This window comes from Pseudomonas sp. F01002 (assembly GCF_004402115.1).
Classification (GTDB): Bacteria; Pseudomonadota; Gammaproteobacteria; order Pseudomonadales; family Pseudomonadaceae; genus Aquipseudomonas; species Aquipseudomonas frigoris.
This window is the reverse complement of the sequence record NZ_SOPU01000023.1, coordinates 215,317-240,559: the sequence shown is the minus strand read 5'-3', so window position 1 is coordinate 240,559 and position 25,243 is coordinate 215,317. Positions and strand designations below refer to the sequence as shown.

At 59.3% G+C, this 25,243-nt stretch carries 23 protein-coding genes; 18 read left to right on the top strand and 5 right to left on the bottom strand.

What is annotated here, in order from left to right:
- Positions 1 to 8: 8 nt before the first annotated feature.
- Complete coding sequence (locus E3W21_RS20215) at positions 9 to 269, bottom strand: hypothetical protein (RefSeq protein WP_046048837.1); 261 nt, start codon at positions 267 to 269, stop codon at positions 9 to 11.
- Between the two features lie 175 nt (positions 270 to 444).
- Here E3W21_RS20215 and E3W21_RS20210 point away from each other — a divergent pair, with 175 nt between their 5' ends.
- Complete coding sequence (locus E3W21_RS20210; RefSeq protein WP_129444572.1) at positions 445 to 1,005, top strand: NADPH-dependent FMN reductase; 561 nt, start codon at positions 445 to 447, stop codon at positions 1,003 to 1,005.
- Positions 1,006 to 1,035: 30 nt separating this feature from the next.
- Here E3W21_RS20210 and E3W21_RS20205 read toward each other — a convergent pair whose 3' ends face one another.
- On the bottom strand, positions 1,036 to 1,650 hold the full coding sequence (locus tag E3W21_RS20205) for a TetR/AcrR family transcriptional regulator (RefSeq protein ID WP_256661598.1): 615 nt from the start codon (positions 1,648 to 1,650) through the stop codon (positions 1,036 to 1,038).
- Between the two features lie 55 nt (positions 1,651 to 1,705).
- Between E3W21_RS20205 and E3W21_RS20200 the strand changes: the two genes are divergently transcribed.
- The gene (locus tag E3W21_RS20200; RefSeq protein WP_134421609.1) at positions 1,706 to 2,809 is read left to right on the top strand and encodes a DUF2855 family protein; all 1,104 of its coding nucleotides are present in this window, start codon (positions 1,706 to 1,708) and stop codon (positions 2,807 to 2,809) included.
- Between the two features lie 125 nt (positions 2,810 to 2,934).
- Positions 2,935 to 4,218, top strand: a complete 1,284-nt coding sequence (locus E3W21_RS20195) for an arsenic transporter (RefSeq protein WP_134421608.1) — start codon at positions 2,935 to 2,937, stop codon at positions 4,216 to 4,218.
- A 127-nt stretch (positions 4,219 to 4,345) separates the two neighbouring features.
- Here E3W21_RS20195 and E3W21_RS20190 read toward each other — a convergent pair whose 3' ends face one another.
- A complete protein-coding gene (locus E3W21_RS20190; protein WP_134421607.1) occupies positions 4,346 to 5,296 on the bottom strand; it encodes a DUF1853 family protein in 951 nt (316 codons plus the stop codon).
- Positions 5,297 to 5,403: 107 nt separating this feature from the next.
- Between E3W21_RS20190 and E3W21_RS20185 the strand changes: the two genes are divergently transcribed.
- From E3W21_RS20185 to E3W21_RS20145, 8 genes are all read left to right on the top strand, one after another.
- Positions 5,404 to 6,294 (top strand): NAD(+) kinase, encoded by an 891-nt coding sequence (locus tag E3W21_RS20185; RefSeq protein WP_007906781.1) that lies wholly within the window; start codon positions 5,404 to 5,406, stop codon positions 6,292 to 6,294.
- Entirely contained in the window at positions 6,291 to 7,265 is a 975-nt protein-coding gene (locus E3W21_RS20180; RefSeq protein WP_371927130.1) for a metallophosphoesterase, read from the top strand. Before E3W21_RS20185 ends, E3W21_RS20180 begins: the two co-directional genes overlap by 4 nt.
- On the top strand, positions 7,262 to 8,131 hold the full coding sequence (locus E3W21_RS20175) for a rhomboid family intramembrane serine protease (RefSeq protein ID WP_134421606.1): 870 nt from the start codon (positions 7,262 to 7,264) through the stop codon (positions 8,129 to 8,131). Before E3W21_RS20180 ends, E3W21_RS20175 begins: the two co-directional genes overlap by 4 nt.
- A gap of 33 nt (positions 8,132 to 8,164) precedes the next feature.
- Positions 8,165 to 8,425, top strand: coding sequence for a YeaC family protein (locus E3W21_RS20170; protein ID WP_129444558.1), 261 nt, complete (start codon positions 8,165 to 8,167; stop codon positions 8,423 to 8,425).
- Positions 8,422 to 9,252 (top strand): DUF2797 domain-containing protein, encoded by an 831-nt coding sequence (locus E3W21_RS20165; RefSeq protein WP_134421605.1) that lies wholly within the window; start codon positions 8,422 to 8,424, stop codon positions 9,250 to 9,252. Before E3W21_RS20170 ends, E3W21_RS20165 begins: the two co-directional genes overlap by 4 nt.
- Positions 9,253 to 9,262: 10 nt before the next feature.
- Positions 9,263 to 11,920 (top strand): aminopeptidase N, encoded by a 2,658-nt coding sequence (gene pepN, locus E3W21_RS20160; RefSeq protein WP_134421604.1) that lies wholly within the window; start codon positions 9,263 to 9,265, stop codon positions 11,918 to 11,920.
- 399 nt (positions 11,921 to 12,319) lie between these two features.
- On the top strand, positions 12,320 to 13,387 hold the full coding sequence (locus E3W21_RS20150; RefSeq protein WP_129444550.1) for a YCF48-related protein: 1,068 nt from the start codon (positions 12,320 to 12,322) through the stop codon (positions 13,385 to 13,387).
- Between the two features lie 28 nt (positions 13,388 to 13,415).
- Positions 13,416 to 15,800, top strand: coding sequence for an RND family transporter (locus tag E3W21_RS20145; protein ID WP_134421603.1), 2,385 nt, complete (start codon positions 13,416 to 13,418; stop codon positions 15,798 to 15,800).
- A 178-nt stretch (positions 15,801 to 15,978) separates the two neighbouring features.
- On the opposite strand, the gene E3W21_RS20140 is transcribed toward E3W21_RS20145, so the two are convergent.
- Positions 15,979 to 16,698, bottom strand: a complete 720-nt coding sequence (locus E3W21_RS20140; RefSeq protein WP_046053637.1) for a FadR/GntR family transcriptional regulator — start codon at positions 16,696 to 16,698, stop codon at positions 15,979 to 15,981.
- Positions 16,699 to 16,898: 200 nt separating this feature from the next.
- Positions 16,899 to 18,635 carry an IlvD/Edd family dehydratase gene (locus E3W21_RS20135; protein WP_046053636.1) on the bottom strand — a complete coding sequence of 579 codons (1,737 nt, stop codon included), beginning with the start codon at positions 18,633 to 18,635 and terminating at the stop codon, positions 16,899 to 16,901.
- A gap of 193 nt (positions 18,636 to 18,828) precedes the next feature.
- Here E3W21_RS20135 and E3W21_RS20130 point away from each other — a divergent pair, with 193 nt between their 5' ends.
- From E3W21_RS20130 to E3W21_RS31890, 7 genes are all read left to right on the top strand, one after another.
- The gene (locus E3W21_RS20130; protein WP_134421601.1) at positions 18,829 to 20,151 is read left to right on the top strand and encodes an MFS transporter; all 1,323 of its coding nucleotides are present in this window, start codon (positions 18,829 to 18,831) and stop codon (positions 20,149 to 20,151) included.
- Between the two features lie 174 nt (positions 20,152 to 20,325).
- Positions 20,326 to 21,318 carry an AraD1 family protein gene (gene araD1 / locus E3W21_RS20125; protein WP_134421600.1) on the top strand — a complete coding sequence of 331 codons (993 nt, stop codon included), beginning with the start codon at positions 20,326 to 20,328 and terminating at the stop codon, positions 21,316 to 21,318.
- Positions 21,319 to 21,328: 10 nt separating this feature from the next.
- Positions 21,329 to 22,909 carry an aldehyde dehydrogenase (NADP(+)) gene (locus tag E3W21_RS20120; protein WP_134421599.1) on the top strand — a complete coding sequence of 527 codons (1,581 nt, stop codon included), beginning with the start codon at positions 21,329 to 21,331 and terminating at the stop codon, positions 22,907 to 22,909.
- Positions 22,910 to 23,084: 175 nt separating this feature from the next.
- The gene (locus E3W21_RS20115; protein ID WP_129443814.1) at positions 23,085 to 23,381 is read left to right on the top strand and encodes a DUF5629 family protein; all 297 of its coding nucleotides are present in this window, start codon (positions 23,085 to 23,087) and stop codon (positions 23,379 to 23,381) included.
- The gene (locus tag E3W21_RS20110) at positions 23,374 to 24,543 is read left to right on the top strand and encodes a lactonase family protein (RefSeq protein ID WP_134421707.1); all 1,170 of its coding nucleotides are present in this window, start codon (positions 23,374 to 23,376) and stop codon (positions 24,541 to 24,543) included. Before E3W21_RS20115 ends, E3W21_RS20110 begins: the two co-directional genes overlap by 8 nt.
- 155 nt (positions 24,544 to 24,698) lie before the next feature.
- A complete protein-coding gene (locus E3W21_RS20105) occupies positions 24,699 to 24,878 on the top strand; it encodes a hypothetical protein (protein ID WP_008030101.1) in 180 nt (59 codons plus the stop codon).
- 208 nt (positions 24,879 to 25,086) lie between these two features.
- Entirely contained in the window at positions 25,087 to 25,212 is a 126-nt protein-coding gene (locus E3W21_RS31890) for a hypothetical protein (RefSeq protein WP_255141673.1), read from the top strand.
- Positions 25,213 to 25,243 lie beyond the last annotated feature (31 nt).

Below are 25,243 nucleotides of genomic sequence, written 5' to 3'. Positions count from 1 at the left end.
CACGGGGGTTATGACGCGACGTTGGTTTCCGGCCGGCTGCCGACATAGGTGTCGGGCTCGCGCACGATAGTGACGTCCGATTGCACCAGCAAAAACTGGTTGTCATCGAGCTTTTTAACGCGATCGCCAATGGCCAGCTTATAAGTGGTAACAGGCACCGAGCCAGTGAGGCCGTCTGCCGACGGGGTGGATTCCTGGAACTCATGCACGGAATAAACGCGGCCTTCCGCGTCTCTTGCATGGAACTGACCGACGAGTACTGCTGCCATCTGCTTAGAACCTCTGGGGATAAATCACTCAATTTGCGGCTCTGTAGACCGTGGTTGGGCGAGGTAAGTTTTCCTACAGGAAAAAAATAGTCAGGGGCGGCGTTTTTCAGTCGCCCACTGGTTGAATCGTCATCTATAACTACAGGCTCTTTCCATCGACAGTCGAGAATCTTCCATGAGCAACGTCTATAAGATCGCAGTACTGGTCGGCAGCTTGAGAAAGGAATCGATCAATCGCAAGGTGGCGCTGGCCCTGGCCGAGCTAGCGCCTGCCAATCTCAAACTGGTTATCGTCGAAATCGGCGATCTGCCGCTCTACAACGAGGACATCGATGGCGCTTCACCGCCGGCAGCCTACAGCACTTTCCGGCAACAAGTGAGCTCATCCGACGCGGTGCTGTTCGTGACCCCCGAATACAACCGTTCGGTGCCTGCGCCGATGAAGAACGCGATCGATGTGGGTTCGCGTCCCTATGGCAAGAGTGCCTGGAGCGGCAAGGCCGGAGCGGTGATCAGTGCTTCGCCGGGCGCTATCGGTGGTTTTGGCGCCAACCATCACCTGCGCCAGTCCATGGTGTTTCTGGATGTGCCGTGCATGCAGCAACCGGAAGCCTATCTGAGCGGCGCCGGTTCAGCGTTCGACGAGGCAGGTAACCTGTCCGAGTCGCTAAAACCGTTTTTGCAAAAATTCATCAATGCCTATGGGCAATGGGTCGAGCAGCATAAAAAGCAATGACGCTCATTTAGCCACGGAGCCGGCCACAGATCATCGATTCGATCTCCAGCAGCCATGCGGCGGTTGTGCGGTGATGCAATAACGGCGCCCGCCCCAAGCCGTGATTAGCCAGGCATCAATGGTTGTTTCTGAAGGGCATACGGGTAAATCGGTACAGGCTGCGAAGGCTTCGCGCCACTTCTGCGACAGCTCCTGGAACACTCGCCGATGGTGTTTGGGTTCGGCGATCTGGTGTTCAAGGGTCATCAGTTCATAGTCGAACAACGGTTGCCTGGCCTCGACCGGGTCACAGGTCAGGCGTATCAGACGGTTGGTCCGGGTCTGCCAATCCAGATCCGTGGGCTGTACGACCTGTTCATCCACCTGCTGCAACAGGTGCTCCAGGCAATGTCGGACGTAACCTGACAGCAAGGCTTCCTTGCTCGGGAAGTAATCGTACAACGTGCCAATGGCGACGCCTGCTTCCAGGGCCACCGCACGCGTGGTCAACCCCGACCAGCCGTCGCGCTGCCAAATCCGAACAAATGCTTCGTAAATCGCCTCTACGGTGAAAATCGCCCGAGCCTGGCTCGGCCGTTTCAGCGGCTTTGCGCGGGGATTGAGGGTGGGCGCGATGCCCTTGGTGTTTCCGAACCCGCTCTTCATCGGCTGCCACTACTCTGGTGCTACCCGCCATTCACTCGCAGCAGGAGTCTGAAAGATGCAAAGTCCGAGCACGGTAACACGGCTGATCACCCGCAAAAACGCCCTTGACCAAAGCCGAATCGAGCAGGAGCAACGTAGCCTGATTCCGGCTGCCGGCGAGGTGATTTTCAAGATCGACCGGTGCGCGTTGACCACCAACAACATTACCTACGCGGCCTATGGCAATTCGATGAACTACTGGGAATTCTTTCCTACAGGGTTGGCGGAATGGGGACACGTCCCGGCGTGGGGTTTTGCCGATGTTGTGGCGTCTGATGTGGCCGGCATCAAAGTCGGGGAGCGTTTCTACGGGTATTTTCCGATTGCCAGCCATCTGTGGATGCGCCCGGAACGGGTCACCGAGCGTGGTTTCTATGACGCCGCCGAGCATCGGCAGGCACTGACGTCGGCTTACAATCAATACACCCGTTGCAGTTGGGATTCGTACTACAGCCCAGAAACCGAAAACCTGCAGATATTGCTCAAACCGCTGTTCCTGACCTCGTCGATGCTGGCGGATTTCCTGCAGGACAAGCAGTTCTTTGGCGCGTCCCGGCTGGTGTTCTCCAGCGCGTCGAGTAAAACCGCCTATGGCACGGCGGTCTGCCTGGAAAATCACCCTGACCTGGAGCGGGTGGCGCTGACCTCGACCGGCAACAAGGCGTTTGTCGAGAAGCTCGGTTGTTATGAGCGAACGGTGGCCTACGCAGAACTGGCGAGCCTGGCCAATGACCGCCCTACGTTGTATGTGGATTTTTCCGGCGGCCTGGATTTACGTGATCAGGTCCACCAGCATTTTGCCGGGCAGTTGGTTTACAGCTGCTTCGCTGGTTCTGCGCAAAGCACCGATGAGGCTCGATTGACGGCCATTGAAGGTCCGCAACCAGTGTTCTTTTTTGCGCCGATCCAGATCCGCAAGCGCAATACCGAGTGGGGGGCGGAAGGAGTCAGTCAGCATATTGGTGAGGGTTTGCAGCGTTTCTACCGGCAATTGACGGCGGCTGATAAACCATTGCTGGAAGTGGTCGAGAGCAAAGGCTATGAAGCCGCGCAGAGCGTGATTTCCAGGCTGTTCCACGGCCAAATCGCACCGATCGAGGGCCATGTGATCCGGCTATAGCACACCGATCTGTCGTAGCAGCTGCCGAGCCCGGTGCGTTGAGGGGGAGGCAGCAAGTTTGGGCTTTACTCCGCTCGTGTGTTGCGGCTGAATCGCGGTTTGCTTTTCCGACAAGGCTGCACTGCATGCTGACCGCATCGTTGATTTTCCTGCTGACCATCACCTTGGTGATCTGGCAGCCAAAAGGCCTTGGCGTCGGCTGGAGTGCGGTATTCGGCGCGGTACTTGCGCTGATTTTCGGGGTCGTACACCTGAGCGATATCCCGATGGTGTGGCAGATTATCTGGAACGCCACCGGGACCTTTGTCGCGCTAATTGTCATCAGTCTGTTGCTGGACGAGGCGGGGTTCTTCGCCTGGGCGGCGCTGCACGTTGCCCGTTGGGGGCGGGGCAGCGGACGCAAGCTGTTTGCTTATATGGTGCTGCTCGGTGCGTTGGTCTCGGCGTTGTTCGCCAACGACGGGGCAGCGCTGATTCTCACACCCATCGTGATTTCCATGCTGCTGGCGTTGCGCTTTTCCCCGGCGGCGACTCTGGCGTTCGTCATGGGCGCCGGTTTCATCGCTGACACGGCGAGTCTGCCGTTGGTGGTGTCGAACCTGGTGAACATCGTTTCCGCGGACTTCTTCCATATCAGTTTCAACCGTTACGCGGCGGTGATGATCCCGGTCAACCTGGTGAGTGTCGCGGCAACCCTGGCGATGTTGATGTGGTTTTTCCGTCGTGACATTCCCAAGGATTACGACCCCGAGCAACTGGCGCATCCGGCTTCTGCGATCCACGACAGCGCCACGTTTTATGCCGGTTGGGCCGTGTTGGTGATTCTGCTGCTCGGCTGCTTCGCGCTGGAACCGCTGGGGATTCCGATCAGTGCCATTTCTGCGGTGTGCGCGGCGTTGCTACTGGCCATTGCCGCCCGAGGTCACAAGATTTCCACGCGCAAAGTCATCAAAGAAGCGCCGTGGCATATCGTGATTTTCTCGCTGGGCATGTACCTGGTGGTCTATGGCCTGCGCAACGCCGGGCTCACGGGGTATCTGGCCGGGTGGCTGGATGGTTTTGCCGGTTACGGCGTGTGGGGCGCGGCCATGGGCACGGGCGTGCTGACGGCGCTGCTGTCGTCGATGATGAACAATCTGCCGACGGTGCTGATCGGTTTGCTGTCGATCGATGCCAGCCAGGCGACCGGGGTGGTGAAGGACGCGATGATCTACGCCAACGTCATCGGCAGTGACCTGGGGCCGAAGATTACGCCGATCGGCAGCCTGGCGACGTTGCTGTGGTTGCATGTGCTGGAGCGCAAGAGCATTCGGATCGGCTGGGGGTATTACTTCAAGGTCGGGATTGTGCTGACGGTGCCGGTGTTGTTGGTGACGTTGGCGGCTTTGGCATTGCGGTTATCGGTTTAGACCGCGTCGGCTCCTTCGCGAGCAAGCTCGCTCCCACAGGGATCTTCGCCAAAAGGAGATCAAATGTGGGAGCGAGCTTGGTCCGGGCGGCGTTCCGACGATAGGGCCAGCCCAGACGCTAAAAGACTCAACCACTGCCAGGAACGTTAGGCCAAAGATCCGCCACCAGAAACAGCCGTTCGGCTTCTTCCCAGTCGCCCTGGGTGTTTTCTGTGAGTCGCACCAGCAACTGCGCCGGGGCCAGTGGTTCCAGATCGCTGAGCCAGGCATTCAGCTGTTCAGTGCTCCAGGTCTGCTCCACCGGATAGTGCGCCGGCGCCAGCCAGGCGTGGCGGGGCAGGGGTTGCCAGCGACCGAACGGGCGTTGCACGACAAAGTCTGCCCAGTCCTTCTGGTGCAGCCAGCTACCGCGTAAATGCTGGGGATGTGCACCATTCGGTGGCTCGGCCGGTCCCGGCCACGGATACAGCAAATAGCCGCCCAGCCACAAATGTGCACTGAACTGCTGGATATCCAGCGCCGCCAATACTTCGCGGCTCTCCGGGCGCGCCGAAATCGGCAATTGATGCTGCGTCAGATGGGCCAGTTTGCGGTCCAGCCGATCGTGGCAACCGGGGCCGAGCCACTGCGCCGTGTCGTGTCCGTCGCCATTTTGCGGGCCAAGGTAAAGTTTGATCGCCAGTTCCAGATGATGCACGCCGTCACGATCGCGCAGCAGCATGTCCAGCTCGCCCAGCGTGTGGCCTTCGCGGCGGATCGGCATGTTGGCGGCAATCAGGTCGATACCCGGCGCGTGCCGCACGGCGTATTGCCAGAGGCGTTCGTAGTACAAGCCCAATCGCCGGGTCCGGGCCTGGGCCAGCCAGTGCAGCAAGTCATAACTGTCGTGATCGAGTTGCCGAAGCCACCGTTCCAGCCGCTCCGGTGCTTGTACCCAGTCACTGCCGGTCAGCGGATGACGCTGCGGCCACGTCGTGACGCCAAGCATCGGCGGCGCGAGGATGACCCAAGCCAGGTCGCGCACTTCGGGGTGGCGCAACTGGTGGGGTAACTGCAGCAAATCGGGAAATAGGATCATCTTGCGAGCATAGCCTCAATCGTGAGTACACCGTTGTGGCTGAAAGGATTTTGTCTATCCTGCGCTTTCGCCCATAATCGTGTTTTTCGCCGTCGCGCAGGAACCCCATGGAGCAATTTCGTAATATCGGCATCATCGGTCGCCTGGGCAGTTCTCAGGTGCTGGATACCGTTCGCCGACTGAAACGGTTTCTGCTCGATCGTCACCTGCACGTGATCCTCGAAGACACCATCGCCGAAGTGCTGCCGGGTCATGGCTTGCAAACCTCGTCGCGCAAGATGCTCGGCGAAGTGTGTGACATGGTGATTGTGGTCGGTGGTGACGGTAGCCTGTTGGGCGCAGCGCGGGCATTGGCCCGACACAATATTCCGGTGCTCGGCATCAACCGTGGCAGCCTGGGCTTCCTGACCGATATTCGCCCTGATGAGCTGGAAGTCAAAGTCGCCGAAGTGCTCGACGGCCACTATCTGGTGGAAAACCGCTTCCTGCTGCAAGCCGAAGTCCGCCGCCACGCCGAGGCCATTGGGCAGGGCGACGCGCTGAACGACGTGGTACTGCACCCCGGCAAGTCGACGCGGATGATCGAGTTCGAACTGTACATCGACGGCCAGTTCGTCTGCAGCCAGAAGGCCGACGGCCTGATCGTCGCTACGCCCACCGGTTCGACCGCCTACGCGCTGTCGGCGGGCGGGCCGATCATGCATCCCAAGCTTGACGCTATTGTGATTGTGCCGATGTACCCCCATACCTTGTCGGGCAGGCCGATCGTGGTCGATGGCAACAGTGAGCTGAAAATCGTCGTGTCCAAAGATATGCAGATCTACCCGCAAGTCTCCTGTGACGGGCAGAACCACTTCACCTGCGCGCCGGGTGACACCATCACCATCAGCAAGAAGGCCCAGAAGCTGCGGCTGATACACCCGCTCGACCACAACTACTATGAAGTCTGCCGGACCAAACTCGGCTGGGGCAGCAAGTTGGGTGGTGGAGGCGACTGATGCTCGATCCCGCGCGAAGCTACGACCTGATCGGTGACGTGCACGGTTGCGCTCTGACCCTTGAGCACTTGCTCGACCGGCTCGGTTACCAAAAACACGCTGGCGTCTGGCGGCATCCGTCGCGCATGGCGGTGTTCGTCGGCGACATAATCGACCGCGGCCCGCGGATTCGCGAAGCGCTGCACATCGTTCACGACATGGTCGAAGCGGGTCAGGCGCTGTGCATCATGGGCAACCATGAATTCAACGCCCTCGGCTGGAGCACGCCGGCGCCTCCGGGCAGCGGCAAGCAGTTCGTGCGCGAACACACCCCGCGCCATGCCCGTTTGCTGAACGAAACCCTGACCCAATTCGAAGACCATCCGGCTGACTGGCATGATTTCCTGCAATGGTTCTATGAAATGCCATTGTTCGTCGATGCCGGGCGTTTCCGGGTGGTGCATGCCTGCTGGGACGCGGGGCTGATCGAACCATTGCGCGCGCTATTCCCCAACGGTTGCGTCGATGAACATTTCCTCCAGGCCTCGGCCGTACCGGGCAGTTTCGCCTGCACCGTGTTCGACCGCCTGCTGCGCGGCACTGACATGCGCTTGCCTCATGGTCTGACAATGACCAGTGGCGATGGCCTGACGCGTTCGTTCTTCCGCACCAAGTTCTGGGAAGACGACCCGCAAACCTACGGAGACATTGTGTTCCAGCCCGACGCCTTGCCCGAACCCGTGGCCCGGACGCCGCTGTCGTCCACTGAAAAAAACACCTTGCTGCGCTATGGCGTCGATGAGCCATTGTTGTTCGTGGGCCATTACTGGCGCAGCGGCAAACCGGTGCCGATCCGGCCGAACCTGGCCTGTCTGGATTACAGCGCCGTGCTCTACGGCAAACTGGTCGCCTACCGTCTGGACCAGGAAACCCGTCTCGACCCGCACAAGTTTGTCTGGGTCGATGTCGAGCGGCCGGAGGTGCTGCGATGAGTGCCGTTGCTGTTTTACGGCTGCCGCTGGCGGTGGACTTGAGCGGGTTCGTCAAACTGTTGCAGCGCATGCAGGTGCCGCATCGGGTCAGCGAAGAGGCGGGTGAGCAAGTGCTATGGGTGCCGGCCAACATCAGCGAAGACGTGCGCTCGTTGTACGAACGCTACCCGGCCGGTGATCCCGATCAACAGCTGGACATTCCTGTGGCGCAAACCATAAAGCGCCCAAGTTTCGTCGAGCAACTGCGCCACGCCAAGGCGACAGCGTTCGTGTTGCTGCTGAGCCTGCTTGTCGGCGCGGTGACGCTGCTGGGCGAAAACCTCGACACGATGCGCTGGCTGACCTTCCTCGATTACCGCATTGTCGGCGAGTACATCCACTTTGTGCCCTTGGCTGACAGCCTGGCGGCGGGGCAATGGTGGCGTCTGGTGACACCGATGCTGATCCACTTCGGCATCCTGCACCTGGCCATGAACGGCATGTGGTACTGGGAACTGGGGCGACGCATCGAGTCGCGCCAGGGCAGCATCAACCTGATTGGCCTGACGTTGCTCTTCAGTCTGGTGTCCAACTACGCCCAATATTATTTCAGTGGCCCGACCCTGTTTGGCGGGTTGTCCGGCGTGCTCTATGGCCTGCTCGGGCATTGCTGGATTTTCCAGATGATTTCGCCGAACCGTGCTTATAGCCTGCCGCGTGGCGTGCTGGTGATGATGCTGGTGTGGCTATTGCTGTGCCTGTCCGGGCTGGTCTCGATGATCGGCTTCGGTGAAATTGCCAATGCGGCCCACGTCGGCGGGTTGCTCGTCGGATGCTTGACCGGCTTGTTGGGTGGTTTGTACAACCGCCGTAAACTGGCCGCCTAAAACAGTTATGTATTAAAGAGCGCGGAGCCCTTGATGTCCTCTTTTAACGAAATGATCAACAACATCACCCCTGATATCTACCAGAGCCTGAAACTGGCGGTGGAAATCGGTAAATGGTCCGACGGTGGCAAACTCACCGCCGAACAACGCGAACTGTCGCTGCAAGCGATGATCGCCTGGGAAATCCAGAACCTGCCCGAAGACCATCGCACCGGTTACATGGGCGTGCAGGAGTGCGGCTCCAAGTCGATCGAAGTGCCGAATATCCTGTTCAAATCGGATGCCGTCCATTGATCGAGATTGGCCGCGGTGCAATCAGCAAAATGTCGGCGCGCCTTGACGGGCCGAACGTGCAGTACGCGTTTCGTCTGGACGACGTCGAGGTGCCGGTCAATCCCTTGATCGGGACCACGGTGCGCCTGGAATACCTGGGGGCGATTCACTGCACCCATTGTGGACGCAAGACCAAAACCAGTTTCAGCCAGGGTTACTGCTACCCGTGCATGACCAAACTGGCCCAATGCGATATTTGCATCATGAGCCCGGAGCGTTGCCACTACGACGCTGGCACCTGCCGTGAGCCAGAGTGGGGCGAGAAGTTCTGCATGACGGATCACATTGTGTATCTGTCCAACTCTTCGGGGGTGAAGGTCGGGATTACCCGCGCCACCCAGCTGCCGACCCGTTGGATCGATCAGGGCGCCCGTCAGGCCTTGCCGATCATGCGCGTCTCGACCCGTCAACAGTCGGGCTTCGTCGAGGACCTGTTCCGCAGTCAGGTGGCGGACAAGACCAACTGGCGTGCTTTACTCAAGGGCGATGCGGTGTCGGTCGACCTGGCGCAGGTTCGTGATCAGCTGTTCGACAGCTGCGCCGAAGGATTGCAAGGTTTACAGGAACGATTCGGCCTACAGGCGATCCAGACTATTGCCGATGTAGAAACACTCGAAATCCGCTATCCGGTCGAGCAATACCCGGCCAAGATCGTCAGCTTCAACCTGGACAAGAATCCGATCGCCGAAGGCACGCTGTTGGGAATCAAGGGCCAGTACCTGATTTTCGACACCGGCGTAATCAATATTCGTAAATACACGGCCTACCAGCTCGCCGTGCATCAGTAAGGACTCCAGCATGCGCACCGAACAACCGAAGATGATCTACCTGAAGGACTATCAGGCGCCCGAGTACCTGATCGACGAGACGCACCTGACCTTCGAGTTGTTCGAGGACCACAGCCTGGTCCATGCGCAACTGGTGATGCGCCGCAATCCTGAACGTGGCCCGGGCCTGCCGCCGTTGGTGCTGGATGGTCAGCAGCTTGAGTTGCTGTCGGTCACCCTGGCTGATCGCGAGTTGACCGAAACGGACTACCAACTGACCGAGAATCACCTGACCCTGCACCCGACCAGCACCACGTTCACGGTCGACACCAGCGTCAAGATCCACCCGGAAACCAATACCGCGCTGGAAGGCCTGTACAAATCCGGCACGATGTTCTGCACCCAGTGCGAGGCCGAAGGCTTCCGCAAGATCACCTATTACCTCGACCGTCCGGACGTGATGAGTACGTTCACCACCACGGTCGTCGCCGAGCAGCACAGCTATCCAGTGCTGCTGTCCAACGGCAACCCGATTGCCAGCGGTCCGGGCGAAGACGGCCGGCACTGGGCGACCTGGGAAGATCCGTTCAAGAAACCGGCCTACCTGTTCGCGCTGGTGGCCGGTGATTTGTGGTGCGTCGAAGACACCTTCACCACCATGACCGAGCGCGCTGTGGCGCTGCGCATTTATGTCGAGCCGGAAAACATCGACAAGTGCCAGCACGCCATGAACAGCCTGAAAAAGTCCATGCGCTGGGACGAAGAGGTCTACGGTCGCGAGTACGACCTGGACATCTTCATGATCGTCGCGGTCAACGACTTCAACATGGGCGCCATGGAGAACAAGGGCCTCAACATCTTCAACTCCAGCGCCGTGCTGGCCCGCGCTGAAACCGCGACCGACGCCGCGCACCAGCGGGTCGAGGCGATCGTTGCCCACGAGTACTTCCACAACTGGTCGGGCAACCGCGTGACCTGCCGCGACTGGTTCCAGTTGTCGCTGAAGGAAGGCTTCACCGTGTTCCGCGATTCGGGCTTCTCCGCCGACATGAACTCGGCCACGGTCAAGCGCATCCAGGATGTGGCATACCTACGCACCCACCAGTTCGCCGAAGATGCTGGTCCCATGGCTCACGCCGTGCGCCCGGACAGCTTCATCGAGATTTCCAATTTCTACACCCTGACCGTGTACGAAAAGGGTTCGGAAGTGGTCGGCATGATCCATACCTTGCTCGGAGCCGAAGGCTTCCGTAAAGGCAGCGACCTGTACTTCGAACGCCATGACGGCCAGGCCGTGACTTGCGACGACTTCATCAAGGCCATGGAAGACGCAAACGGTGTCGACCTGGCCCAATTCAAGCGCTGGTACAGCCAGGCTGGCACACCGCGCCTGGCAGTCAGCGAGTCCTACGACGCGGCTGCGAAAACCTACAGCCTGACCTTCCGTCAAAGCTGCCCGGCAACCCCGGACAAGGTTGAGAAGTTGCCGTTCGTGATTCCGGTCGAGTTGGGCCTGCTGGACTCCAAAGGTGCGGCCATTGCGTTGCGTCTTTCCGGTGAAGCCAGCGCTCAGGGCACCTCGCGGGTCATTTCGGTGACCGAAGCCGAGCAGACATTCACCTTCATCGACATCGCGGAACAGCCATTGCCTTCGTTGCTGCGTGGCTTCTCGGCGCCGGTGAAACTGAGCTTCCCGTACAACCGCGATCAGCTGATGTTCCTGATGCAGCACGACAGCGACGGTTTCAACCGCTGGGATGCGGGTCAGCAATTGTCGGTTCAGGTGCTGCAAGAGCTGATTGCTCAGCAGCAAAAGGGCGAGAAACTGGTGCTGGATCAGCGTCTGATTTCTGCCTTGCGCACCGTGTTGTCTGACGAGACGCTGGATCAGGCGATGGTCGCGGAAATGCTTTCGCTGCCGGGCGAGGCGTATCTGACAGAAATCAGCGAAGTGGCTGACGTTGACGCCATTCACATCGCTCGCGAGTTTGCTCGTAAACAATTGGCAGAGGGTTTGTTCGAGGCGTTGTGGCTGCGTTATCAGGCCAATCGCGATCTCTCGAAGAAAACCCCATATGTAGCCGAGGCCGAGCACTTCGCTCGTCGCGCGTTGCAGAACATTGCGCTGTCGTACCTGATGCGCAGCGGTAAACCGGAAGTATTGGCGGCGACGCTGGAGCAATTCGAGACGAGCGATAACATGACCGAGCGCCTGACGGCGTTGGCGGTGCTGGTGAATTCGTCGTTCGAAGAAGAGAAGGCCACGGCACTGGCAAGTTTTGCCGAGCACTTCAAGGACAATCCGCTGGTCATGGATCAGTGGTTCAGCGTCCAGGCCGGCAGTGTATTGCCCGGTGGTCTGGAGCGGGTCAAGGCGTTGATGCAGCATCCGGCGTTCAATATCAAGAACCCGAACAAGGTGCGTGCGCTGGTGGGGGCGTTTGCCGGGCAGAACCTGATCAATTTCCATGCGGCCGATGGCTCGGGTTATCGGTTCCTGGCGGATCTGGTGATTGAGTTGAACGGGTTCAACCCGCAGATCGCTTCTCGGCAGTTGGCGCCGCTGACTCGCTGGCGCAAGTATGACGACGCGCGTCAGGCGTTGATGAAAGGTGAGCTGGAGCGGATTCGCGCTTCGGGTCAGCTGTCGAGCGATGTGTTTGAAGTGGTCAGCAAAAGCCTGGCTTGATATTGACACTGCGGTCTGCCTGGCAGACCGCAGCGCTCCTTTCGCGAGCAAGCCCGCTCCCACATTCGACCGCATTCTTCTGGTAGAACACGGTTAAATGTGGGAGCGGGCTTGCTCGCGAAGACGTCAGAGCAGACACCACGGCTTTCTCCACTTGATTCATCCATCATCCGTCCGAATACCCCCACATTCACCCACGCCCGTTATCCCCCCAGTTAACAAAACATAACGTGGCGTCGATTGTCAGACCTTTCCAAACCCCGATAGGATAAGCCAGCTTCCGAAGGGGCTCTAGATTGCGTATTTCAGGACTATGCTCCAGAAAAGGCATTCGCAAAGAACACCCTTATGGCGCCCAGAAAGGTTGAACGACCTAACAATAATAATGGGGGAAGGTCTATGAGTGAGCCTGTCATGGGTGTGGGTATCTGCCGCCCGCCGGCACTACGCAAATTCGCGTTGCTGGCTACAGCGCTCTCGCTGTTGGGCTGTGCCGTGCTGTCGGCACCTGCGCTGGCCGCTGCTGCGCCAGCATCCGACATTGTTTATTCCGTTGAATCTGCCAAAGCCAGCAAGAGCCTGATGCTCGACGTCGTGCACGCCGGCAAGCGCCTGGTGGCGGCCGGGGATCGCGGGCACATTTTGTATTCCGATGACCAGGGCGCGACCTGGACCCAAGCCAAGGTGCCGACGCGGCAACTGCTGACGTCGGTGTATTTCGTCGACGACAAACACGGCTGGGCTGTCGGCCATGACGCGCAGATCCTCGCGAGCGAGGACGGCGGCGTCACCTGGACCAAGCAATTCGAAGATCTGAAACGTGAATCGCCGCTGCTCGACGTCTGGTTCCAGGACGTCAACAGCGGCTTTGCCGTGGGTGCTTATGGCGCGTTGCTGGCCACCACCGACGGCGGCAAGAACTGGGAAGATGTCAGCGATCGCCTCGACAACGAAGACCAGTACCACCTCAACGCCATCGCGGCGGTCAAGGATTCCGGTCTGTTCATCGTCGGCGAGCAGGGCAGCATGTTCCGCTCCGCCGACTGGGGCCAAACCTGGGAGAAGCTTGAAGGTCCCTATGAGGGCTCGCTGTTTGGTGTGATCGGCACCGCTCAAGCCAATACGCTGCTGGCCTACGGGTTGCGGGGCAATCTGTTTCGCTCCACCGATTTCGGTACGACCTGGGAGCCGGTTGAGCTCAAGGCCGCTCGCGGTGCGCTGGAATTCGGTCTGTCCGGCGCGACGCTGCTGGACGACGGTTCCATCGTGATCGTCGGCAACGGTGGCTCGGTGATCCGCAGCAACGACAACGGCGAAACCTTCAGCGTGTTCAACCGTCCGGATCGCATTTCCGTTTCGGCAGTCACCGCAGCAGGCAACGGCAATCTGATTCTGGCAGGACAGGGTGGCGTTCGCGTCACTTCGCCAACCGGCGCAGAGAATGGAAAAAATGGGTCGTCCAAATGAGCCGGGCAAATAATAAGAAGGCGGGTCTATGACATCCTTGAGCACTCATCATCATGACAAGGCGACGTTTCTCGAACGCCTGATTTTCAACAACCGCCCGGCAGTGATCGTCATCTGCCTGCTGGTCAGTATTTTCCTGTTCTGGCAAGCGACGCTGATCCGGCCGTCCACCAGTTTCGAAAAAATGATCCCGCTCGAGCATCCGTTCATTCAAAAGATGATGGAGCATCGCAACGATCTGGCGAACCTGGGCAACACGGTGCGCATCTCGGTGGAAGCCACTGATGGCGACATCTTCTCCAAGGAGTACATGGAGACTCTGCGTCAGATCAATGACGAGGTGTTCTACATTTCCGGTGTTGACCGTTCCGGTCTCAAGTCGCTGTGGAGCCCGAGCGTACGCTGGACCGAAGTGACAGAGGAGGGCTTCGCCGGTGGTGAAGTGATTCCGCAGAGCTACAACGGCTCCCAGCAAAGCCTCGACCTGTTGCGCAACAACGTGCTCAAGTCCGGTCAGGTCGGGCGTCTGGTGGCCAACGACTTCAAGTCGAGCATTGTCGATATCCCGCTGCTGGAGTCCTACCCGGACCCGCAGGACCAAGGCAAGTTGCTGGCGCTGGACTATCGCAAGTTCTCTCACGAACTCGAAGACAAGATCCGCAACAAATTCGAAGCCCAGAACCCTAACGTGCAGATCCACATCGTCGGTTTCGCCAAGAAAGTCGGCGACCTGATCGATGGGCTGGTCATGGTGGTAATGTTCTTCGGCGTCGCCTTCATCATCACGTTGATCCTGCTCTACTGGTTCACCAACTGCATGCGCAGCACCGTGGCGGTGTTGAGCACCACGTTGGTGGCGGTGGTCTGGCAGCTCGGTTTGATGCACTTCTTTGGTTTCGGGCTCGATCCCTACTCGATGCTGGTGCCGTTCCTGATCTTCGCCATTGGTATTTCCCACGGTGTGCAGAAAATCAACGGTATTGCCTTGCAGTCTAGCGAGGCAGACAACGCCTTGACTGCGGCGCGGCGCACGTTCCGTCAGCTGTTCCTGCCGGGGATGATTGCGATCCTCGCGGATGCGGTGGGTTTCATCACGCTGCTGATCATCGACATCGGCGTGATTCGTGAACTGGCCATCGGCGCGTCTATCGGCGTGGCGGTGATCGTGTTCACCAACCTGATCCTGCTGCCGGTGGCGATTTCCTACGTTGGCATCAGCAAACGCGCCGTGGAACGCAGCAAGAAAGACGCGCACCGCGAACATCCGTTCTGGCGTCTGCTGTCGAACTTTGCCAGCCCGAAAGTTGCCCCGGTGTCGATTGTTTTGGCCCTGGTGGCCTTCAGCGGCGGCCTCTGGTACAGCCAGAACCTGAAAATCGGTGACCTCGATCAGGGCGCTCCGGAACTGCGTCCGGACTCGCGCTACAACAAGGACAACAACTTCATCATCAGCAATTACTCCACCAGTTCCGACGTGTTGGTGGTGATGGTCAAGACCAAGTCCGAAGGCTGCTCGCGCTACGAAGCCATGGCGCCGATCGACGAGCTGATGTGGAAGATGCAGAACACCGAGGGCGTGCAGTCGGCGATCTCGCTGGTGACCGTGTCCAAGCAGATGATCAAGGGCATGAACGAAGGCAACTTGAAATGGGAAACCCTGTCGCGTAACCCGGACGTGCTGAACAACTCGATTGCTCGGGCTGATGGTCTGTACAACAACAGTTGCTCCCTGGCGCCGGTGCTGGTGTTCCTCAACGATCACAAGGCCGCCACTCTGGATCGCGCTGTGCATGCGGTGCAAGACTTCGCCAAGGAGAACAACAAGGAAGGCCTGGAATTCATCCTTGCCGCCGGTAACGCCGGGATCGAGGCCGCCACCAACGAGGTGATCAAGGAATCCGAGCTGACCATCCTGATCCTGGTGTACATCTGCGTGGCGACCATGTGCATGATCACCTTCCGCTCCTGGGCAGCGACGTTGTGCATCGTGCTGCCGCTGGTCCTGACCTCGGTACTCGGAAACGCCCTGATGGCCTTCATGGGCATCGGCGTGAAAGTCGCAACCCTACCGGTTGTGGCGCTCGGGGTGGGGATTGGCGTGGATTACGGCATCTACATCTACAGCCGTCTTGAAAGCTTCCTCCGTGCTGGTCTGCCGTTGCAAGAGGCGTACTACCAGACGCTGAAGTCCACCGGTAAAGCCGTGCTGTTCACCGGCCTGTGCCTGGCGATCGGCGTGTGCACCTGGATTTTCTCGGCCATCAAGTTCCAGGCCGACATGGGCCTGATGCTGACCTTCATGCTGCTCTGGAACATGTTTGGTGCACTGTGGCTGTTGCCGGCATTGGCGCGGTTCCTGATCAAACCGGAGAAACTGGCGGGGCAGAAGGGCAATTCGTTGTTCGCTCACTGATCCCACGCTGAAATAGAAAAGCCGCAATCATGGTTGCGGCTTTTTTACATCTCAAAATTGACGCTGAACCCAATGTGGGAGCGGGCTTGCTCGCGAAGGCGGTCTACCATTCAACACCTGTGCTGACTGACACGCCGCCTTCGCGAGCAAGCCCGCTCCCACATTGGATTTGTGGTAGTTATGAGGGATCGGTACCCAGCACCGCATTCAACGCGCTACGCGCATCATCCAGCTGCACCAACGTGGCATGCCGCGCACCCAGCGCATCCCGGTTCTCGATCGCCGTCAGAATCGCCTTGTGCCGTGGCAATGCCAGTTCATGCAGATTCGGTCGCTGGTTGGAATGCTTCAAGGCTTCGGCAATCGCCACCGACAGCATGTTGCACAGGTTGGCCAGCAAGTCGTTATGGGTCGCATCGGCGATCCGGCTATGGAAATCCAGGTCCGGTTGCAAGAGCGCTTCGGGGGTCGGTGCGGCTTCCATACGTTGGTAGGCTTCACCGATGGAGGCGATGTCATCGTCCGTGGCGAACTGCGCGGCGAGGGCGGCCGCGGCGGGTTCGATGATGCTGCGCACGCTGGTCAGCAAATCGAAGAATTCATTTTGCGGGCTGCTTTGCATCAGCCAATGCAGCACATCGGGATCGAGCATGTGCCATTCCTTGCGCTGCTTGACCACGGTGCCCACTCGCGGACGGGAATACACCAGACCCTTGGCGACCAATACCCGGGTGGCTTCGCGCAGGACTGGACGGCTGACCGCGTACTCCTCGCACAACAGGGCTTCGGCGGGCAGTTTGTCACACGGCTTGAAGCGTCCGGAAACGATCTGCATGCCCAGTTCCTGGACGATGCGCGAATGCATGCTTTTGCGGTCGGAGGGTTTGCGGTAATCCATGGGGAACGGCGCGATCCTGGGCGATGGGATGCTGCGCATGATAACAGGCGCGGCGCAATCTTGAGGCGGGCATAGATCAAATGTGGGAGCGGCGGTGCGGCGATCCGACTTGCTCGCGAAGAGGGCCGCACATTCAACATTAATGCTGGATGATCGACCGCCTTCGCGAGCAAGCTCGCTCCCACAGGGGATTTGTGATGTCAGTGGGAGTGGCGCGGTACTTCAGAGCCGCGGCAACCGACCAGGAAGTCGAAATCGCAACCCTGATCCGCCTGCAGCACATGATCAATGTACAGCTGACGATAACCACCCACGATCAATTGCTGCGGTGGCTGCAGATCAGCCATGCGCGCCGCCAGTTCGGCGTCGGGAATGTCCAGGTGCAGACGACCATTGGCGCAGTCAAGTTCGATCCAGTCACCTTCCTTTACCGTCGCCAAAGGTCCGCCAGCGGCCGCTTCCGGGGCCACGTGCAAAACGACAGTCCCGTACGCCGTGCCGCTCATGCGCGCATCGGAAATACGCACCATGTCTGTCACACCTTGAGCCAGCAACTTGGCCGGCAAGCCCATGTTGCCGACTTCGGCCATACCCGGGTAACCCTTCGGACCGCAGTTTTTCATCACCAGAATCGAGTTGGCATCCACGTCCAGCTCCGGATCGTTGATCCGTGCCTTGTACATGTCGAAGTTCTCGAACACCACCGCACGCCCGCGGTGTTGCATCAGTTCGGCGCTGGCGGCGGAAGGCTTGAGCACTGCACCGAGTGGCGCCAGATTGCCGCGCAATACGCAAATGCCGCCGTCGGCGCGGATCGGGTTGTCGAGGGTGCGGATCACTTCGTCCTGGCCGTAGATCGGTGCGTCTTTGGTGTTCTCGCCGAGAGTCTTGCCGTTGACGGTCAGGGCATTCGGATGCGGAATCAGGTTGGCTTCACCCAGACGACGCAGCACCGCTGGCAGGCCACCGGCGTAGTAGAACTCTTCCATCAGGAAACGCCCGGACGGTTGCAGGTCGACGATGGTCGGCATGCCGCGACCGATGCGGGTCCAGTCGTCGAGGTCCAGCTCGACACCGATGCGCCCGGCAATGGCTTTCAAGTGGATCACGGCGTTGGTCGAACCACCAATGGCGGCGTTCACTCGAATAGCATTTTCGAAGGCTTCTTTGGTGAGAATTTTCGACAGCTTCAGATCTTCGCGAACCATCTCCACCGCGCGCATGCCGGACATGTGCGCCAGCACATAACGACGTGCATCCACCGCCGGAATCGCCGCGTTGTGGGGTAGGGAGGTGCCAAGTGCTTCAGCCATGCAGGCCATGGTCGAAGCGGTGCCCATGGTGTTGCACGTGCCGGCCGAGCGGGACATGCCACCCTCGGCCGCAAGAAAATCGTCGATGGTGATGGTGCCAGCCTTGACCTGTTCGCTGAGCTGCCAGACCACGGTGCCCGAACCAATGTCCTGACCTTTGTGCTTGCCATTGAGCATCGGCCCGCCGGTGACGACGATTGCCGGTACGTCGCAACTGGCCGCGCCCATCAACAACGCCGGGGTGGTTTTGTCGCAACCGGTCAGCAGCACAACACCGTCAATCGGGTTGCCGCGAATCGCTTCTTCGACGTCCATGCTCGCCAGGTTGCGAGTGAGCATGGCGGTCGGACGCAGGTTCGACTCGCCGTTGGAGAACACCGGGAATTCCACGGGAAAGCCCCCAGCCTCGATCACCCCACGTTTGACGTGTTCCGCAATCTGGCGGAAATGCGCGTTGCACGGGGTCAGTTCCGACCAGGTGTTGCAGATGCCGATGATCGGCTTGCCGTGGAACTGGTGGTCGGCGATGCCCTGATTCTTCATCCAGCTGCGGTACATGAAGCCGTTCTTGTCGGCAGTGCCAAACCATTGGGCGGAGCGCAGGGTGGGTTTCTTATCAGACATAATCGGTTCTCTTATTGTATGACTATATTGTTCGAACTGAGGCGTAACATAGGCGCAAATCCGACTGTTTGGAAGTGTTGTTGATTAAATAGTATTACTATATAGTCCGTTTCAACGGAGGGATTGCCCTGGCGGTTTTCCGCGAGAGGCGTCCCCCGAGGTTCTATAACAACAACAATCGGAGACCGATCTCATGAGCCAGGAACTGCGGCTTATTCGTCGCATCACGCTGAAACTGATTCCCTTCCTGATCCTGCTGTACCTGATCGCCTATGTGGATCGCTCCGCCGTAGGCTTCGCCAAATTGCACATGGGCGCCGACCTCGGCATCGGTGACGCGGCTTACGGCTTGGGTGCCGGGCTGTTTTTCATTGGCTATTTCTTGCTGGAAATCCCCAGCAACCTGATGCTCGAACGCTTTGGCGCGCGGCGCTGGTTCGCGCGAATCATGGTCACCTGGGGCGCCATCACCATTGGCATGGCCTTCGTCCAGGGGCCGCACAGTTTCTATGTGATGCGCTTTCTGCTCGGCGCGGCGGAAGCCGGGTTCTTCCCGGGCGTTCTCTACTACATCACCCAGTGGTTCCCGGTGCGCCATCGCGGCAAGATCCTCGGGTTGTTCATCCTTTCCCAACCCATCGCCATGTTGATCACCGGTCCGGTGTCCGGCGGTCTGCTCGGCATGGACGGCATTCTTGGCCTGCATGGCTGGCAGTGGCTGTTCATCGTCATCGGCACCCCGGCGATCCTGTTGACCTGGCCAGTGCTGCGTTGGCTGCCGGACGGTCCGAAACAGGTGAAATGGATGGACCAGGCCGAAAAAGACTGGCTGACCGGCGAACTGAAAAAGGATCTTGAGGAGTACGGCCAGACCCGCCACGGCAACCCGTTGCACGCCCTCAAGGACAAACGTGTCTTGCTGCTGGCGTTGTTCTATCTCCCGGTGACCCTGAGCATTTACGGCCTGGGTTTGTGGTTGCCGACCCTGATCAAACAGTTCGGTGGCACGGATCTGGTGACCGGTTTCGTGTCATCGGTGCCGTACATCTTCGGGATCATCGGTTTGCTGATCATCCCGCGCAGTTCCGACCGCTTGAATGATCGCTACGGCCACCTGGCAGTCCTTTACGTGTTGGGTGCCATCGGCCTGTTCCTCAGCGCCTGGCTGACAGTGCCGGTGCTGCAACTGGCGGCGTTGTGCCTGGTGGCCTTCGCGCTGTTTTCCTGCACCGCAGTGTTCTGGACCTTGCCGGGCCGCTTCTTTGCCGGGGCCAGTGCGGCGGCCGGAATAGCGTTGATCAACTCGGTGGGCAACCTTGGCGGCTACATCGGTCCGTTCGTGATCGGCGCGCTCAAGGAATACACCGGCAACCTGGCTTCGGGTCTGTACTTCTTGTCCGGCGTGATGGTGTTCGGGCTGATTTTGACCGGTGTGGTCTATCGCCTGCTGGAACGCAAGCACGTACTGCCGGCCGACCAGTTCGCTGCCAGCGCCCGTGGCGCGACCCGCGCATAAATCTGAAGGTTAACCCCAATCAAATGTGGGAGCGGCGGTGCGGCGATCCGACTTGCTCGCGAAGAGGTCGTTACATTCAACATCAATGGTGACTGACACACCGCCTTCGCGAGCAAGCCCGCTCCCACATTGGTTTTGCGGTGTTTTCGAATTTCGTTTACAGGAGAAAAAATCATGCGTTTAGTTCAGTTCGAATTGAGTAATGGCGAGCGTCGGGTGGGCGTGGTCGAGGACGGTCTGGTGCGCGAGGTGCAGGACGCGCGCACCGTTCGCGACCTGGCGTTGGCGGCAATCGAGGCGGGCGTCAATCTTGTGCAGCAGGTGAAAACCCTGGGCCTGGGCATCAGCCATGACTATGCAGAACTGTTGGCCAAGCTGCGTATCCTGCCACCGCTGGATCACCCGGACCCGGCGCACATGCTGGTCAGCGGTACAGGCCTGACCCATTTGGGCAGCGCGTCGGCACGGGACAAGATGCATCAGCAAGTCGGCGACGAAGCGGCGATGACCGACACCATGCGCATCTTCAAATGGGGCGTGGAAGGCGGCAAGCCGGTAGCGGGGAAGGCCGGCGTACAACCGGAATGGTTCTACAAGGGCGACGGCAGCATCGTCGTGCGTCCGGGCCAACCGTTCCCGCTGCCACCGTTTGCCGAAGACGCGGGGGAGGAGCCGGAGCTCAGCGGCCTCTACGTCATCGGCCATGACAGCAAACCGTATCGACTCGGTTTTGCCGTGGGTAACGAGTTCTCCGATCACGTAATGGAACGCAAGAATTACCTCTACCTGGCCCATTCCAAACTGCGCAGTTGCAGTTATGGCCCGGAACTTCGGGTCGCTGAACTGCCGGAGCATCTGGCAGGCACCAGCCGCATCCTGCGTGACGGTGAAGTGCTGTGGCAGAACGAATTTCTCAGCGGCGAGGCCAACATGTGCCACAGCCTGGAAAACCTCGAGTACCACCATTTCAAATACAGCCAGTTCCTGCGTCCGGGCGATGTGCACATTCACTTCTTCGGCACCGCGACCCTGTCCTTTGCCGATGGCGTTCGCACCCAGCCGGGTGACGTGTTCGAGATCAGTCAGGCCGAGTTCGGTGCACCGTTGATCAACGGGATTGTACCGGTTGAAGCGGCGTTCGAGCCCGGCACCGTTGGCACCCTTTAAGGAGACAGGCATGACCCAGATTCTTGGTCACAACTACATCGGCGGTCAGCGCAGCGCTGCCGGCGAAATCATCGTCAAAAGCGTTGATGCCTACACGGGCGAAAACCTGCCTTACAGTTTTCACCAGGCCACCCTTGAAGAAGTCGACGCCGCCGCCAAGGCTGCCGCCGCGGCTCACCCGACGTATCGCAGTTTGAGCGCCGAACGCCGAGCGCAATTTTTCGACGCGATTGCCGACGAACTGGACGCGCTGGGCGACGACTTTGTTGCGCTGGTCTGCCGCGAAACCGCGCTACCCGCCGCACGCATTCAAGGCGAGCGAGGTCGCACCAGCGGCCAGATGCGTCTGTTTGCCAAAGTGCTGCGTCGCGGTGATTTCTACGGTGCGCGGATCGATCGGGCGTTGCCTGAGCGCCAACCGTTGCGGCGTCCGGACTTGCGTCAGTACCGCATCGGCCTCGGGCCGGTCGCGGTGTTTGGCGCCAGTAACTTTCCGTTGGCGTTTTCCACGGCGGGAGGCGACACCGCGTCGGCGTTGGCCGCCGGTTGCCCGGTGGTGTTCAAGGCCCACAGCGGTCATATGGCCACCGCTGAACGGGTGGCCGACGCGATCATCCGCGCCGCAGAAAAAACCGGGATGCCGGCCGGCGTGTTCAACATGATCTACGGCGGTGGGGTCGGCGAAGCGCTGGTCAAGCATCCGGCGATTCAGGCGGTTGGCTTTACCGGTTCGCTCAAGGGCGGCCGTGCGTTGTGCGACATGGCTGCCGCGCGTGCGCAGCCCATTCCGGTGTTCGCCGAGATGTCGAGCATCAACCCGGTGATCGTATTGCCGCAGGCGCTGCAAGTTCGCGCCGAATCGGTCGCCCGTGACCTGACCGCTTCGGTGGTGCAGGGTTGCGGTCAGTTCTGCACCAATCCCGGTTTGGTGATCGGCATTCGTTCGTCGCAGTTCACCACCTTCATGCAACAGGTGGCGGGCCTGATCGGCGATCAACCGGCGCAAACGATGCTCAATGCCGGGACCTTGGGCAGCTATGGCAAAGGTGTGCAAAAACTCCTCGCTCATCCCGGTATCGAGCATCTGGCCGGCAGTCCGCAACAAGGCAATCAGGCGCAACCGCAACTGTTCAAGGCCGATGTCAGCCTGTTGATCAATGGCAATGAAGTGCTGCAGGAAGAAGTGTTCGGCCCGACCACGGTGTTTGTCGAAGTGGCCGATCAGACGCAGCTCAGCGCAGCCCTGAACGGTCTGCACGGACAGCTGACGGCGACGATCATTGGCGAACCGGCGGACTTCGAGCAGTTCGCTGAGCTGACGCCGTTGCTGGAACAGAAGGTCGGACGGATCCTGCTCAACGGCTATCCGACCGGGGTGGAAGTCTGCGATTCGATGGTCCATGGCGGGCCGTATCCGGCGACATCCGATGCGCGCGGCACGTCGGTGGGCACCTTGGCCATCGACCGTTTCCTGCGCCCGGTGTGCTTCCAGAACTACCCTGACAGCTTGCTGCCGGATGCGTTGAAGAATGGCAATCCGCTGCGTATTCAGCGGTTGGTGGATGGGCAAATGTCCCGAGAAGCCCTCTAACGGCGAGCACAATCCCCTGTGGGAGCGAGCTTGCTCCGGGCGGCGTTCCGACGATGAGTCCCTGTCAATCACATCAATGTTGAATGACACACCACCATCGCGAGCAAGCTTGCACACATTGGACTGAGGCGCAATGAGCTATCATTGCGTCTTTCCCATTCAAAGATTGACTGCCATGACCGCCCCAGCCGACACCTTGCTCGCCACCCTCGAACACTGCGATATGGTGGAAATCGACGGGCTGCACGCCTTCGAATTCTCCCTCGATGAAGACGATAACCTGCACATCGAATGCTTGGACGGTCGTGTGTCCAAGCATTGGGAGTTCACCCCGGCCGAGGTCGAGGCCGCGACCTTCGATCCAGACCTGCAAAGCTGGCTGATCACCGGCACTTCCGGTGAGCACCGGTTGGTGTGCATGACCGCGTTTCGCGGTGATGACGACGAGGAAGAAGCGAATGAGGATGCGTAAGCTCTTGCCATTGTTGATCGCCGGCAGCGTCGGCGCGATGGGTTTTCAGGTTGCGTCGGCCGACGACTATCAGTTGCTGGTCGGTTCCTACACAGCCGGTCAGAGCCAGGGGATTTATCGCCTGAACTTCGACAGTGCTACCGGGCAGATCGATGCCAAGCCGCTGCAAGTGGTCAAGAGCGAAAACCCATCCTGGCTGACCCTGTCCAAGGATCAGCGTCAGCTGTTCGTGGTCAACGAAAACGGCCCGGGACAGACCGATCCGGTAGGGCGCGTCAGCAGCTATGCGATCGATCCCAACACCCATGAATTGAGCCTGATCAATCAGGTGCAGAGCCTGGGCAACGAGCCGACGCATTCGGGCCTCAGCGTTGAAGCCAGTCACCTGTTTGTCAGCAACTATTCAGTGGCTGAAGATCCGGGTGGCACGCTGGCGGTATTGCCGGTGGGCGCCGACGGCAAGCTCAAACCCGTGGTGCAGATGAGCAGCCATCCGTCGAGCCGGGTCAATCCCGAGCGGCAGATGTCGGCACACGTGCATTCCACGGTTTCGTCGCCGGACGGCCAATATGTGTTCTCCAATGACTTGGGCGCTGACAAGATCTTTGTCTACCGCTTCGACCCAAAGGCCAACCCGGAACTGCCCTTGACCGCCGCTACACCGGCGTCCGTCCAGTTGCCACCCGGTAGCGGGCCGCGTCATCTGCTGTTCAGCGCCGATGGCAAGCACGCGTGGCTGACCATGGAAATGAGCGCGCAGGTTGCGGTGTTCGATTACAAGGACGGCCAACTCAAGCAAACGCAAATGGTCGAGTTGGCGACGGGGCAACCCGTTTCGGACAAGGCAGCCGCTGCGCTTCACGCGTCGCGCGATGGCAAGTTCCTCTACGTCAGCAACCGTGGCACCGCCAATCAGCTGCTGGTGTTCGCCATCGATCCTGCGACCGGGCACCTCAAGGAACTGCAGCGCCGTTCAGTAGAAGGTGATCACCCGCGCGAGTTCAGCCTCGACCCGAGTGGCAAGTTCTTGTTGATCGCCAATCAGAAAAGCAACCAGATTGTCGTCGTCGAGCGCGATTCAAAGACAGGCCTGCTGGGTAAAACCGTGCAAAAACTGCCGATGGATGCCCCGAGCGACCTCAAGTTCATGGTGCGTCAATAGGCCGCAGGCCCCGGTTGATGGGGCCTGCATCCTTCTATTAATGACGCTGATATCTGCTAATGCTACAAAAGATTTCAAGGCGCCAACCTCGAAGGTTAAGTTTGCTTCACGGCCCCACCGGGCAAGCAAGCCAACTGAATCCGAGGAACATCGCCATGAACTTCAATCTCTTCTCCGTAATCGCCGCTTCCGCTATCTCAGCCACCGTTGCTTTGCCAGCCAGCGCCAACGTTGAAATCAGCGACAAAAAATCCCACGCCCAAAGCTACACCCAGAAATACCTGCAACAGAGCGCCAACTTTTACGCGGCTCTGGATCACAAGACCCAAGCCTGAAATTTGAACCCTGCACCTTTTATGCAGGAGCGAAGTCACTTGCGCCGATCGAGCTGAAAAGCTTTGAGAAACCTGAGTGATGTCGCTCCTGCATAACGCGTTTACGACAGCATCATATTGCTATCAATGTATTGCTTGATATCACATGGCCATAAGTTTAAATTTGACGCTGATTTTTTGACTCCTTCCCATGATAAGGATCGACAGCATGGCAATGCGTCTGGCCGTGGTTCTTCTGTTTCTCTATTCCACCCCCATTCTTTCGGCTGCCCAGCCCGTTCCAGACGAGCCGGATGCGGCCCGCGAGCGCTTGATGAGTTTTATTGAAGACTGAAATAGACTGGCTTAATGATCAACGAAGCTGA